This window comes from Maricaulis alexandrii, from assembly GCF_005871165.1.
Lineage (GTDB): Bacteria > Pseudomonadota > Alphaproteobacteria > Caulobacterales > Maricaulaceae > Maricaulis > Maricaulis alexandrii.
On record NZ_SWKP01000005.1, the window covers coordinates 340,105 to 353,551 of the forward strand.

General features: G+C 61.7%; 12 protein-coding genes. 11 read left to right on the forward strand and 1 reads right to left on the reverse strand.

Annotated elements, in window-relative coordinates:
* Positions 1 to 11 precede the first annotated feature (11 nt).
* The 11 genes from FCS99_RS05040 to FCS99_RS05090 all read left to right on the forward strand — a co-directional run bounded on the left by FCS99_RS05040 (position 12) and on the right by FCS99_RS05090 (position 12,955).
* On the forward strand, positions 12 to 1,565 hold the full coding sequence (locus FCS99_RS05040) for an MFS transporter (RefSeq protein WP_233352664.1): 1,554 nt from the start codon (positions 12 to 14) through the stop codon (positions 1,563 to 1,565).
* 45 nt (positions 1,566 to 1,610) lie between these two features.
* The gene (locus FCS99_RS05045) at positions 1,611 to 3,260 is read left to right on the forward strand and encodes a sodium/sugar symporter (RefSeq protein WP_138510983.1); all 1,650 of its coding nucleotides are present in this window, start codon (positions 1,611 to 1,613) and stop codon (positions 3,258 to 3,260) included.
* A 410-nt stretch (positions 3,261 to 3,670) separates the two neighbouring features.
* Positions 3,671 to 5,254 (forward strand): hypothetical protein, encoded by a 1,584-nt coding sequence (locus tag FCS99_RS05050; protein ID WP_138510984.1) that lies wholly within the window; start codon positions 3,671 to 3,673, stop codon positions 5,252 to 5,254.
* A gap of 55 nt (positions 5,255 to 5,309) precedes the next feature.
* Positions 5,310 to 6,242: an NAD-dependent epimerase/dehydratase family protein gene (locus FCS99_RS05055; RefSeq protein WP_138510985.1), complete on the forward strand. Its 933-nt coding sequence runs from the start codon at positions 5,310 to 5,312 to the stop codon at positions 6,240 to 6,242.
* Between the two features lie 18 nt (positions 6,243 to 6,260).
* Complete coding sequence (locus tag FCS99_RS05060; protein WP_138510986.1) at positions 6,261 to 7,544, forward strand: NAD(P)/FAD-dependent oxidoreductase; 1,284 nt, start codon at positions 6,261 to 6,263, stop codon at positions 7,542 to 7,544.
* Entirely contained in the window at positions 7,541 to 7,969 is a 429-nt protein-coding gene (locus FCS99_RS05065) for a GtrA family protein (RefSeq protein ID WP_138510987.1), read from the forward strand. The genes FCS99_RS05060 and FCS99_RS05065 overlap by 4 nt, the downstream gene beginning before the upstream one ends.
* A gap of 12 nt (positions 7,970 to 7,981) precedes the next feature.
* Positions 7,982 to 8,641, forward strand: coding sequence for a class I SAM-dependent methyltransferase (locus FCS99_RS05070; RefSeq protein ID WP_138510988.1), 660 nt, complete (start codon positions 7,982 to 7,984; stop codon positions 8,639 to 8,641).
* Positions 8,642 to 8,663: 22 nt separating this feature from the next.
* Positions 8,664 to 10,106 (forward strand): UbiA family prenyltransferase, encoded by a 1,443-nt coding sequence (locus tag FCS99_RS05075; RefSeq protein ID WP_171036242.1) that lies wholly within the window; start codon positions 8,664 to 8,666, stop codon positions 10,104 to 10,106.
* Positions 10,103 to 11,440, forward strand: a complete 1,338-nt coding sequence (locus FCS99_RS05080) for an FAD-binding oxidoreductase (protein ID WP_138510990.1) — start codon at positions 10,103 to 10,105, stop codon at positions 11,438 to 11,440. The genes FCS99_RS05075 and FCS99_RS05080 overlap by 4 nt, the downstream gene beginning before the upstream one ends.
* A complete protein-coding gene (locus FCS99_RS05085) occupies positions 11,437 to 12,207 on the forward strand; it encodes an SDR family NAD(P)-dependent oxidoreductase (protein WP_138510991.1) in 771 nt (256 codons plus the stop codon). Before FCS99_RS05080 ends, FCS99_RS05085 begins: the two co-directional genes overlap by 4 nt.
* Positions 12,208 to 12,220: 13 nt before the next feature.
* Entirely contained in the window at positions 12,221 to 12,955 is a 735-nt protein-coding gene (locus FCS99_RS05090) for a TVP38/TMEM64 family protein (protein ID WP_138510992.1), read from the forward strand.
* Here the strand turns inward: FCS99_RS05090 and FCS99_RS05095 are convergent, their stop codons facing one another.
* The gene (locus FCS99_RS05095) at positions 12,956 to 13,381 is read right to left on the reverse strand and encodes a MarR family winged helix-turn-helix transcriptional regulator (RefSeq protein WP_171036243.1); all 426 of its coding nucleotides are present in this window, start codon (positions 13,379 to 13,381) and stop codon (positions 12,956 to 12,958) included.
* Positions 13,382 to 13,447 lie beyond the last annotated feature (66 nt).

Consider the following 13,447-nt stretch of genomic DNA (forward strand, 5'->3'; position numbering starts at 1 on the left):
GAGGCGCACGCTTGATCGGAGCCGAAAGCAATGCCGTATTCCGGCTTGCCGCACTCGTCTCTCTGGGCGGGTTTGTCTTCGGATACGACGCCGTGGTGATCTCCGGCGCGGCGCCGGCCGTGGTTGCGCAGTTCGGTCTGACCGACTGGCAGATGGGCTGGATCGTCAGTGCGCCGACGCTCTCGGCCATGTTCGCCAGCCTCGCCGCGGGCTATCTCAGTGACCGGTTCGGACGCCGGACCATGCTGCGCTTTGCGGCGGCGCTCTACATCGTTTCATCCTGCCTGTCGGCGCTGGCGAGTGGTTTCCTGTCCCTGTCGATCGCGCGTGCGATCGGTGGAATTGCCTTTTCTTCTTTAGTGATCGCGCCGGTCTATCTGGCTGAAATCTCGCCCTCGGCAGCGCGCGGGCGTGTGGTGTCCATGCACCAGTTGGCGATCGTGTTGGGGCTGTCGGCGGCCTATTTCTCCAATGTATCCCTGCAGGCGCTCAGCGAGTCCGATCAGGCCTGGGTGGCTTGGGCCGGAATCGACCGGGAGGCTTGGCGCTGGATGCTGGGTATCGAACTGATCCCGGCCGTATCCTGGCTGCTGGCCCTGTCGCTTTGGGTGCCGGAGAGCCCGCGCTGGCTGGTCCAGACCGGTCGCACGGATGCAGCGCGGCGGGTGCTGTCCCGGCTTTACCCATCCGAGCGGGCGGACGAGATCCTCAACCGGGTCAATGATGTGGCCGTGACGACGCGGACCCGTCTGCGCAACAGCCTGGTCTGGCTGGCTTCGCCGCTCATGCGCAAGGCGTTGTTGATCGGCCTCATTGTCGGGATCGCGCAGCAGATCACGGGCGTCAACGCGATCTATTTCTACGCCCCGGTCGTGTTCGAACAGACCGGCGTTGGCGCCAATGCCGCCCTTTTCCAGGCGGCCCTGATCGGCCTGACCAATGTGGTCTTCACCATTATCGCGATGAGCCTGGTCGACCGGATCGGTCGCAAGCCGTTGCTTCTACTGGGGCTGGCCGGGGTCGGGCTGAGTACAACGATCGTGGCGCTCGCCTTCAGCTTTGCCACCTACCATATCGATGCAGGGATCCTGGCGGGGGCCAGCCCGGCTTTGCAGGCCATCGACCTGTCCGCCTTGCACGGCGAGTATTTCCAGTCCGATGTCGATTTCAAGAATGCCCTGATCGGCGAGATGGGGGCCGAGCTTTACCGGACCCATCAGTCCGAACTGCTCCGCATCGGGATCGAGATGAATGCCGGCCTGATCCTGACCGGTATTCTCGTCTTCGTTGCCAGTTTTGCGGTCTCTCTGGGGCCTGTCACCTGGGTCTTCCTGTCCGAGATCTTCCCGAATGCCGTTCGCGGCACGGCCATCGCCCTGGTCGCTTTCGTGAACGGGCTGGTGAGTTTTTCTGTCCAGCTCGTCTTTCCGGCCGAGCTGGCCACATTCGGCGCGTCCGTGACTTTTCTCTTCTACGGGGCGGCCGCGCTTTTCTTCTTCATCCTCGTCGCGGTCCTTGTCCCGGAAACCCGGGGCCGGAATCTCGAATCCATCAATGAGGGGTAACCGCGCGAGCACTCGCAGAAGGCCGCGTGACACAGGGGTAGGACCATGAATCTGACGACAATCGATCTCGTGATCGTCATCGGCTACGCGATCGCCCTGATCGCGGTTGCCAATCTGGTGAGCCGCGACAAGGCGGGTCACAAGAAGGATGCCGAGGATTATTTCCTCGCCGGCAAGGCCCTGCCTTGGTGGGCGGTTGGCGCCTCGCTGATCGCCGCGAACATTTCTGCCGAACAGATCATCGGCCAATCGGCCCAGGGCTATGTCGTGGGCCTGGCGATTGCCGCCTATGAATGGCAGGCCGCCATCGTGCTCCTGCTCGTGGCCAAGTATTTCCTGCCGATCTTCCTGAAGTCCGGTGTCTACACGATGCCGCAATTCCTGGACCAGCGTTTCGGCGGCGGGGTCAAGACGATCATGGCCCTGTTCTGGATTGCCCTCTACACCACGGTCAATCTGACGGCCGTGCTGTGGCTCGGCGGTCTGGCCATCGCGGCCGTGACGGGGCTGGCGGTCTGGCCGGCCATGGCGCTGCTCGCCGTCTTTGCCATCCTGTATTCGCTCTATGGCGGTCTGAAGGCTGTGGCGCTGACCGATATCATCCAGGTCGTGATCCTGATTGCCGGTGGCCTGTTGATCACCTTCGTGGCCTTGAATCTTGTGGGGCAGGGTGAGGGTGCGCTCGCCGGCTTCGGCATCCTGATGCAGGACATTCCGGGGCATTTCGACATGATCCTGCCGTCGGACCATCCCAGCTATGGCGATCTGCCGGGCATCTGGACCCTGCTGGGCGGACTTTGGGTCCTCCATTTCTCCTATTGGGGTTTCAACCAGTACATCATCCAGCGGGCCCTGGGCTCGAAAGACCTGGCCGAGGCCCAGAAAGGCCTGGCCTTTGCCGCCGGGCTGAAACTCCTGATCCCGGTCATCGTGGTGGTGCCGGGTATTGCCGCACTCTATCTGGCACAGAATGGTCTGCTGGATGGCAGCCAGCTCGCGGACCGGGCTGACAGCACCTATGGCGTCCTGATGACCCTGGTTCCGACCGGCGCACGCGGTCTGGTCTTCGCGGCCCTGGTGGCGGCGATCGTCTCTTCGCTGGCGTCCATGGTGAACTCCATCTCGACCATTTTCACGATGGACATCTATCGCACCTTCATCAAACCCGATGGCGAGACCGGGCATTATGTGACCGTCGGTCGGATCACGGCCCTGACGGCGATGATCGCGGCCCTGCTGCTGGCCCAGCCCTTCCTGGGCGGGTTTGAAAGCGCCTTTCAGACGATCCAGGAATATACCGGCTTCATCGCGCCGGGCATTGTCGCGATCTTCCTGCTCGGCTTCTTCTGGAAACGGGCCAATACGCCGGGCGCCTTCGCCTTGCTGATTGCCTCGGTCGGCCTGTCCTTCTTCTTCTGGCTGCTGGCCAATCCGGCGGCCTTGGGCGGAGCAGGCGGCGGCTTGCTGGCGGCCCTTGGCCTCGACGCGCTCGACATGCCCTTCGTGGTACGGATCTGGATTGTCTTCCTGGCCTGTCTGGTCGTCGGCGTCGTCGTGTCGCTGCTGACGCCACCGCCGGCGGAAGGGCGCCCGGTGGAGCTCTCCGGTCTGCGCTTTGCCACCCGGACCGGATTCAATATCGCCGCCGGCGTGATCATCGTGATCCTGGTCGGGATCTATGTGGTCTTCTGGTAAGGGCGGCCGCCGGGGGCGATGGCAACCAGACGGATCGTCTCCGCCCAACTGAGTGGACAAGCAGACCCCCGGCGCGATGATGTGCCGGGGGTCTCGTTGTTCGAGATAGGGTCGGCCCGGATCGAGACCGGCAGCCGTTTCAACTGATCACATTCAGGGTGGCGTGAATTGGGTGGCAAGCTGCGTGCAGCCGCCTGTGGCGCGCCCCTTGCGTGCGCTGCAGCAAACCTCCGGACATCTGCGCTGCAAACCGGTGAAATTCCAAGACCTGGAAGGGCTCTGCGCAGGAGTGGCTCTGCGTTGACTTTGACCCTTCCCCTCCTATGATCCGGACGTCTGACACGGGTCGCGCCTGGCGCGGAATTTCAGTCGACTTTCATGGGGGAAGGGCCGGTTTCGGCCCACAATCGATGCGCTATCTAACGAGCCCGGCGGTCTGCGTCGCCATAATCGCTGTCTGGAGTGTGATCAGTTTCGGGCTTGTCTTCGGTGTTTATGCCGACCTGCCCATCCTGGACCACTACCTTTTCCGGCAGACCCAGGTCGCAACAGTGGCTCGGGAAATTGCGCGCGGTGGACCTTGGCTGGACTACCGCATGCCGATTTTCGGCCCGCCGTGGACGGCACCGCTGGAATTCCCGCTCTACCAGATTGCCATTGCGAAACTGTCAGGCGTGACGGGCATGCCCCTGGAGCTCAGCGGCCGGGTTGTCAGTGTCCTGTCGGGGATTGCAGTGCTAGTGGCGGCATGGCGCGCGACGATTTTGCTGAACTTCACCAAGCTGCAGCAGATTGCACTGGTCGCGATCCTCGCGGCATCGCCGATGTATTTCTACTGGTCGCATACGGTCATGATCGAGATGTTCAGTCTCGCCCTGGCGATGGGTATGGCTCTTTGCGCTTTGGAATTCATTCAGCGTGACCGCTTGTGGCCGCTCGGCCTGGGTGTGGTTCTGGCCATTTTGGCGGCCCTCGCCAAGACGACTACTTTTGTGGTGTTTGCGGTCGCCATCATTGTGGGTTTCGGCCTGCATTATCTGCGCTTCGCCTGGGAAAAGCGGACCCAGCCCGGGGCCGTGGTCGAGCGGGGCCTGCAGTGGATGAGCTATGGTCTGGCCCTGCTGGGGCCGGCGCTCCTGATCACATTCGTCTGGGTGGATTTTTCAGACACGATTAAAGCGGCGCATCCGCTCACGGAATTCCTGACGTCCGAGCGTCTGCATGATTGGAATTACGGCTCGAATGTCGAACGCGTCCAGTCCTTCTCCTACATCCTGATGCCGTTCCGCGGCGACAACCCGTCCATCCTGACCCAGGCCCTCGGTCAGATGTGGTGGCTGGCGGTCGTGCTGGCCCTGCCCGGGCTGGCGCTGGAAGTGCGTCGGCGTGGCTGGCTGATGGTCGCACTCGTTGCGGGTTTCGTCTGCGGCTTCATGATTTTCGCGAACGTCTACGAGCACCACTACTATTACTGGGTGGCCAATGTCGTCTTCCTGCTTGGCATTCTGGCGATTGGCATCAGTGCCTCTCTGGAAGCGGTCATTGCCTGGTTGGCGGGCCGCAAGGGTGTTCCGGTCAAGCTGACGACATGGGCCGTGCCGGTCGTCGTGTCCGTTGCGCTGCTGGGTGGAGCCGCCTGGACCTGGCAGTCCTTCTTCTTCCAGCGATCCCTTCAGGGCTGGCCGGCGATGGAACGGGTCAGCGCCGCCGTGGCCGAGTATTCCGAGCCCGACGATGTCGTCTACATCTTCGGTGTCGGCTGGAATTCCGTGGTACAGTATTTGTCTGACCGTCCGATGGTGATGGGGTACCAGCGGAGTATCGCCCTGGATTATGCCGAGACCGACGGACCGGCACCGGGCTTGCTGGTGATCTGCCGGGGCGAACGTGACCGTGAGGCCGAAATCCTGGCGAATCCGGCATTTGCCGAGCGCGGTTATGCCCAGTTCGAACGAGTAAATTTCTGCAATTTCTATGCGCCCGAAGGCGCATAAATCCGCTTGAACCCGTCGGGGTGTTGCGCCCCTGCGGAACAGAAAGACGCCTGAAGTGAGCCAGCAAGTCTTCATTACCGGTGCGGCCGGCCTGGTCGGTCAAAACCTGATCCCGGTGCTCAAGCGCAATCCGGATCTCAAAATTGTCGCCGCAGACAAACACCCGACCAATACCGCGAAGCTGGCCGAGCTTCATCCCGATATCGAGGTGATCCAGGCTGATCTGGCCGAGCCCGGTGACTGGCAGGCCCGTCTGGCTGACAGCGACATGGCGGTCTTCCTCCATGCCCAGATTGGCGGACTGGATGAAGCCGAGTTCATTCGCAACAATGTCACGGCGACCGAGCTCTGTCTGTCGGCCATGGAATCCGGCAAGACACGTTACCTGGTCCATATCTCCTCATCGGTTGTGAACTCGATGGCCGATGATTTCTACACGCGCAGCAAGACGGCCCAGGAAGCGGTCGTGGCGAAGACCGATATTCCGCACATCATCCTGCGTCCGACGCTGATGTTCGGCTGGTTTGACCGCAAGCATCTGGGCTGGCTGAAGCGCTTCATGGAGCGCATGCCGGTTTTCCCGATCCCGGGGGATGGAAAATATCTGCGCCAGCCGCTCTATGCCGGTGATTTTTCGGCCATCATTGCGTCGAGCATTGCGTCCCAGAAAACCGGGGCGTTCAATATTTCCGGACAGGAAACGGTGGATTACATCGACCTGATCCGGGCGATCAAACGGGTCACCGGCGCCGGCGCCCTGATCCTGAAAATCCCCTATGGTGTTTTCTGGCTCCTGCTGAAGACCTATGCCCTGTTCTCGAAGAATCCGCCCTTCACGACCAGTCAGCTGGAAGCCTTGGTGACGCCGGACGTGTTTGAAGTGATCGACTGGCCGACCCTGTTCAATGTGCCGGCGACCACACTCGAGGACGCGCTCACTGAAACCTTCCTCGATCCCACCTATTCCAAGGTGGAACTGGACTTCTAGACCCGGACAAATCCGCTCATGACCCAGAAACTTCTTGTCCTCGGAGCCGGCCCCATGGGTCTGGCGGCAGCCTATCAGGCGGTGAAGAAGGGCTACCAGGTCGAAGTCCTTGAAGCCGATGACCGTCCCGGCGGCATGGCGGCGCATTTCGACTTCGACGGTCTGTCGCTGGAGCGCTTCTACCATTTCTGCTGCCTGTCCGACACGGACACGCTGGAGCTGCTGGACGAGCTCGGCATGAACGGGGCCATGAAATGGGTCTCCACCAAAATGGGCTATTATCTCGACGGCCGCCTGATCCGTTGGGGCGATCCGGTCTCGCTCCTGTTGGCCCCGGGCATCGATATCGTGACCAAGGTGCGCTATGGCATCCAGATGTTCACCTCGACCAAGCGGTCGGACTGGGAACGCCTGGACAAGATCAGCGCGCGTGACTGGTTCACCGGATGGTCGGGCGAAAAGGCCTATGACCGTCTGTGGCGGCGTCTGATGGAGCTGAAATTCTACGAACTGTCCGACGAGGTGTCAGCGGCCTGGATTTGGCAGCGCATCAAACGCATCGGCAATTCGCGCAAGAGCCTTTTCGAGGAGCAGCTGGGCTATATCGAGGGTGGAACGGAAACCCTGATGAATGCCCTGGCCGCGGCGATCGAAGAAAAGGGTGGCACGATCCGCTATTCCAAGCCGGCAGCCGAATTCATCATCGAAGATGGTGCCATCAAGGGTGTTCGTGCTGCCGATGGCGAAGTGTTCGAGGCGGAGAATGTGATCTCCACCATCCCAACGCCCTATGTCCCGGCTCTGTTCGGCGAGGCGCATGCCGATCTGGCCGCGCCTTATGAGGCGATCCGGAATGTCGGCGTGGTCTGTGTGCTTCACAAGCTGAAGAAGCCTGTGACCGACAATTTCTGGGTCAACATCTCGGATGCGAATTTCGAGATCCCGGGGATCGTCGAGTTTTCCAATTTGCGGCCGCTCGAGGATCATGTGGTGTACGTGCCCTACTACATGCCGCAAACGAACGAGAAGTTCGGTTGGTCGGACGAGGCCTTCATCAATCAGAGTTTCGGATATCTGCAGTCGCTCAATCCCGAGATTGAGCGGGATGATCTCCTGGCCTCTCATGTCGCGCGGCTGCGCTATGCCCAGCCGGTTTGCGAGGTCGGCTTTGCGGACATGATCCCGGATCATGTCACGCCGGTCGCCGGCCTGCAGATCGCGGATACCTGCTTCTATTATCCTGAAGATCGGGGCGTGTCGGAAAGCGCGAAACTCGCGAAGAAGATGGTCGACGTCCTATGACCGAGCTGTTTGTCAGTTTGCGAAAACTCTACGTCAGCTGGCAGTTCGTGCAGTTTCTGGCGGTGGGCGGCATCGCCGCCTTGTTGCACTGGCTCGCCCGGTTTGCATTCAACGTCTATTTCAGCTTCACCATCGCCGTTGTTCTGGCCTACGCGGTCGGGATCCTGGTGGCTTTCACCCTGAACCGCCTCTTCGTCTTCCCCCAATCAAGCCGTCCGATGCATCAGGAGCTGACCCTGTTCACGATCGTGAACATCGCGGCCTTTCCCTTCGTGATTGTCATTTCGATTGTATTGGGGCGGTATGTACTGACCGGGTTTCTGCCACCGGAGTGGGCCCATGCCATCGGTCATGGCATTGGTGTTCTGTCCCCGGTTCTGGTGAATTTCGCCGTGCACAAATTGATTACGTTCAAGTCCGACTAGGAAATCACGACTATGGAAAATTTGGATATTTTGTACCGGCACCGGTTTGCGGAAAGCGATCTGCCGGAAAAGAACAAGATCTGGTCGGTCCTGTGCAGCTCATATTTCAACAAACTGGTCGGTCCGGATGATACGGTGCTCGACCTTGCCTGCGGTTTTGGCGAGTTCATCAACAATATCAAGGCGAAGAAAAAGCTGGGCGTGGACATCAATCCCGACAGTCCCGGCTTTCTCAATGAGGACGTCACCTTCGTGCGGGCCCGGTCCGACGAGTTGGACGGTGTGGCCGATGACAGCGTCGATGTCGTATTCACCTCCAACTTTCTGGAACATCTGGAATCCAAAGCGGCGCTGATGGCAACGTTCAAGGAGATCAAGCGGGTACTCAAGCCGGGTGGCCGTTTCATCATCATGGGTCCGAACATCCGCTATGTGTACGACAAGTACTGGGATTTCCTGGACCACCACTTGCCGCTGTCGCATGTGACGATTGACGAAGCGCTGAACGTGGCGGGTTTCGAGACCGAGACCATCATCGGCCGCTTCTTGCCCTACAGCACGCGTTCGGCCCTGCCGAAGGCGAGCTGGATCATTTCTCTTTATCTGAAGCTGCCCTTCGCCTGGCCGCTTTTCGGCAAGCAATTCCTGGTCACGGCGCGCAAGCCGAGCTGAGATGGCATCAGGGGCGTCTGACATGAACAGGATACCGGCCAATCTCCGGTCTCATCCGCTTGTTGTCGATCTCGACAACACGCTGCTGAAAACGGACACGCTGGTGGAAAGCCTGATCACCTTGCTGTTCCGGTCTCCCCTGCAGCTGGTGGTTACCCTGTTTGCCCTGTTCAAGGGGAGGAGCCATTTCAAGCAGGCCATGACCCGGGCCGTCACGCTTGATGTCGACACTCTGCCTGTGCGGGCCGACCTCATGGCCTTCCTGGAGACTGCCAAGGCGGAGGGGCAAGCCACCTATCTGGTCACGGCGGCGGATCAGTCGATCGCGGACGCCGTGGCGCAACGTTTTGGGCTGTTCGCCGAGGCCAAGGGCTCGGAGCCGGGGCAGAACCTCAAGAGCGACCACAAGCGAGACTGGCTGAAGGCGCGCTTTCCGGACGGATATATCTATGCGGGCGACAGTTCGGCGGACCTGCCCGTCTGGAAGGACGCGGACGGGATCATTCTGGCGGGGGTCTCGGCATCAACACGGCGGTCGGTCGAGAAACTCGACGCGCCGGTCCTGGCCGAGTTTTCCGAGGCCGGAAATGTCCTGCGGGCTTGGGTGAAGGCCTTGCGCCTGCACCAGTGGGCCAAGAACCTCCTGGTATTCGTGCCGCTGCTGCTGAGCGGCCTCTATGTCGATCCCCGGACCATTATTGCGGCGGCCGAAGCCTTCGTGGGGCTCGGTCTGGCGGCGTCGGGGACTTATATCCTCAACGATCTGTCGGATCTGCCGGCGGACCGTTGCCACCGGTCGAAGTGTTTCCGGCCATTTGCGTCGGGACGTCTGGGTGTCGAACTCGGCCTTCTCGTGGCCCCCGTCCTGATCATTCTGGGACTGGTTCTGGCGGCTCTGGCCAGTCCTTTGGCTGCTGCAGCCCTGGCCTGCTATCTGGCCGTCACCCTGTCCTATTCCTTCTCCCTGAAGCGCAAACCCCTGCTCGACGTTGTCCTGCTGGCGGTTCTGTTCACCCTGCGCCTGGTCATCGGCGCCGTGGCGATCGGGGCGGAGACCTCCTACTGGCTCTTCACCTTCTCCATGTTTTTCTTCCTCTCCCTGTCGCTGGCGAAGCGGCATGTGGAAGTGGCCGCGGCCGAACCCGGGCAACCGATCCGGGGCCGGGGCTATCGGGCTGATGATGCGCCCCTGACCCTATCACTGGGCGTGTCCAGCGCCATGGCGGCCATTGTCATCATCTGCCTCTACGTGATCGAGGATGCCTTCCCGGACGGGCGTTACGGCGCTCCGGAATTCCTGATGGCGGCCCCGGCCATGATCGGCATCTGGACCTTGCGCATCTGGCTGCTCGCGCATCGTGGCGAGCTGGATGATGATCCGGTGAGCTTTGCCGTGAAGGACAAGATCAGCCTCGGTCTGGGTGTTATACTGGTGGCCATGTTTGCGGCCGCGAGTTTTCTATGACGTCTGACTTCCACCCTCAAACCGCCAAACGGTCCTGGGGGCGCGTGGTCGAAGCGCATCATGATGTCGCGCGACCAGGGTCGCCGGAGGCCGCTGCAGCGCTTTTGCCGGTGCTCCAGGATAGGGGCGAGACCGGGCTGCCGATCGGGTTGGGCCGCTCCTATGGCGACAGCAATCTCAATCCCGACGGTGCGCTGATCGAAACCGCGCGGCTCGATCATTATATCGAATTCGATCCGGATGCCGGCGTGTTGCGGGCCGAGGCCGGCGTGTCCCTGGATGATATTCTGCGCCTTATCGTGCCGCGGGGCTGGTTCCTGCCGACCACACCGGGCACGCGCTACGTCACGCTGGGCGGTGCGATTGCCAACGACGTTCACGGCAAGAACCACCATCTGGCCGGCAGTTTCGGCTGTCATTTGCGCCGCTTTACTCTGGCCCGTTCGGATCGGGGCGTGTTGGACATTAGGCCGGACAGCGAACCGGACCTGTTTGCCGCCACGATCGGCGGTCTCGGACTGACCGGCCTCATCCTGGATGTGGAACTCCAGCTCGTGCCGATCCGTTCGGCCTGTATCGACCAGCATGTCGAGCCCTTGCGCAATGTCGACGCCTTCTTCGATATCGCCGAAGCCCGGGCGACCGATTATGAGCACACGGTTGCCTGGATCGATTGCACGGCGCGTGGCGACCGCCTGGGCCAGGGCGTGTTTTCCAGCGGCAACTGGGCGGCCAGTGGCGGGCTGGAGCCGCATGCGGCCAAGGCCGGGCCGGCCCTGCCGGTGGATGCCCCGGGGTTTGCGCTCAATCCGCTGACGCTGCGGGCGTTCAACATGGTGTACCGGCGCGTTCAATTGCTCAAACCGCAAAATTCCCGGGTCCACTATGCCGGCTTCTTCCATCCGCTGGATTCCATCCGCGATTGGAACCGGCTCTATGGCGCGCGCGGCTTCTACCAGTATCAATCCGTGATCCCGTTCGACACGGCCCGCGAGGCCACGCGCGAAATGCTGGACCGGATTGCCCGGTCCGGACAGGGGTCCTTCCTTGCGGTCCTGAAAACCCTGGGCGATCGTCCGTCTCCGGGCCTGATGTCCTTCCCCATGCCGGGGGTGACATTGGCGCTGGATTTTGCCAATGCCGGCACCAAGACGCTTCAATTGATGGCCGAGCTCGACGCCCTCGTGAAATCGTCCGGCGGCCGGCTTTATCCGGCCAAGGATGGCCGGATATCGGCCGACATGTTCCAGCAGGGCTATCCCGAATGGGAGCGCGTGGAGACGCTGCGTGACCCGGCCCTTTCATCAGCCTTCTGGCGGAGAGTGACTTCATGACCGAAACCCGTTCGCCCCGCAAAGTTCTGATCCTGGGGGCCCTGTCGGCGATGGCGGCGGCCACGGCGCGGCGCCTGGCCGCCCAGGGCGCTGAATTTGTCCTCACGGGTCGCAAGGCCGATGCCCTTGAACGTGAAGCAAATGATCTCAAGGCACGCGGTGCCGGGTCCGTGTCCATCCAGGTGATCGATCTGCTGGAGACATCGCGCTGTGATGCGGTGATGGATCTGGCCGTCGAGGCGATGGGGGGGCTGGACACGGTCCTCGTCTTCTACGGCATTCTGGGCGACCAGGCCCAGGCGGAGACCGATCCGCAGGAAGCCGAGCGGATCATCGCCGTGAATTATTCCAGTGCGGTACACTGGGTCATGGCGGCCGCCCGGGCCCTCGAGGCTCATGCGGGGTCTTCCGGCGTGCTGTTGACGGCGAGTTCGGTGGCGGGTGATCGCGGCCGACGTTCCAATTTCGTCTATGGCTCGGCCAAGGCGGGCCTGTCCGTGCTGATGCAGGGGTTGGCGCACAAATGGGCGGCACAGGACAACGCACCGCGTGCGGTCAATCTGAAGCTGGGTTTTGTTGATACGCCGATGACGGACGGGATCGAGAAGGGCGGTCCGCTCTGGGCCAAGCCGGACGATATCGCGGCCATCGCCGAGCGGGCCCTGGTGAAGGGTGGGCCGAATGTCTACGCACCCTGGTTCTGGCGTTTCATCATGTTGGCCATCCGCGTGACGCCGTTCTTCGTGTTCAACAAGGTCAATCTCTAGGCCGGTTGGCAGCATGGCGCGGGCACATCACTGGCTCACCTGGTTCGAACGCAACAAGGTCTGGATCCTTTGGGGCACCCTGATATTTGTGGCCCTTGCCGGATTTGTCCGCCGTGACTGGATCGCGGGCCATCTGCTTGGCGGCTGGGCCGAAGCAACGCCGGATCCGGTCCTGCTGCTTGCGGTGTTCGTCTGGTTCTTCGTGTCGCAACTGGTAATCCTGCCTTCAGGAACCCTGTCCATCCTGATGACGGGCGCTCTTTTCGGCTGGTGGGTCGGGCTTCTTTACTATGTCGCCATGTTCCTCTCCGGCCAGCTGCTCCATCTTCTGGCGCGGCAGGACCGCGGTGCCGCGCGCCAGGCCCTCGCCCGGGCGCTGCCGGAAAAGCTGCGTCACGGTGTGTTGTGGCGTCTGATGGAGCGCGCAGAGCGCCGCGGCATCGCTACCACCGTCATGCTACGCCTCCTGCCAATCGCGCCGTCGGCCATCAGCCCGCTGATTGTGGGATCCATTGGGGGAGCGTCCGGCCGTCTGGCGGTGGGGACCCTGCTGTCAGGTTGGGCCCGGCCCGTTTCGATTGCTTTGGTCGGGCAGGCTGCCGGGCACGCCCTACTGGCGCCTGAGCGTCTGATGTCTGAAGTGGCGCAGCCGGTTCTGTGGGTGGCCCTGGTTTCGCTGGGTCTCAGCTCGCTTGCTGCCTACCTCATCGTGCGCCCGCTTCCGCAGCGTGAACCGCCATCCCGCTGATTATTCTTCCAGCTGTTTCCAGATGCGTTTCATCACGGCCATGAAAACCTCTTCGGGCAGATCCCCGAGCGCGTTGCGTATCAAGGCTTCGTGAGACTCGATCTCCGTCTTGATCGCCGCAACGGTCTCAGCGCCCGAAGCGTTCACGCTCAGACCGTGTGACCGGCCGTCCACGGGCTCTCGCTCGATCAGCCCGCGGTCATCAAGCCGTCCGATCAGGGGGGCCATATTGGCGCTGCGGATGTCGAGCATGCGGCCCACCTCGCTTTGGCGAATGCCCGGATTGGCTTCGATCACCAGAAGCACGGAGGCTTCGGTCGGCCGCAGGTCCAGCGCGGCGAACTGCCCGGCGAGCCGGGACATGCCGGCCGTGGAGGCGCGCCGGAGATTGTAGCCGAGATTGTTCTTGAACGGGTCCGCTTTCAAGCCTTGCGCTCCCACACTGAGATATGGCATTAAAGAATAAACAGCTATATAATATAGCAATTAGTC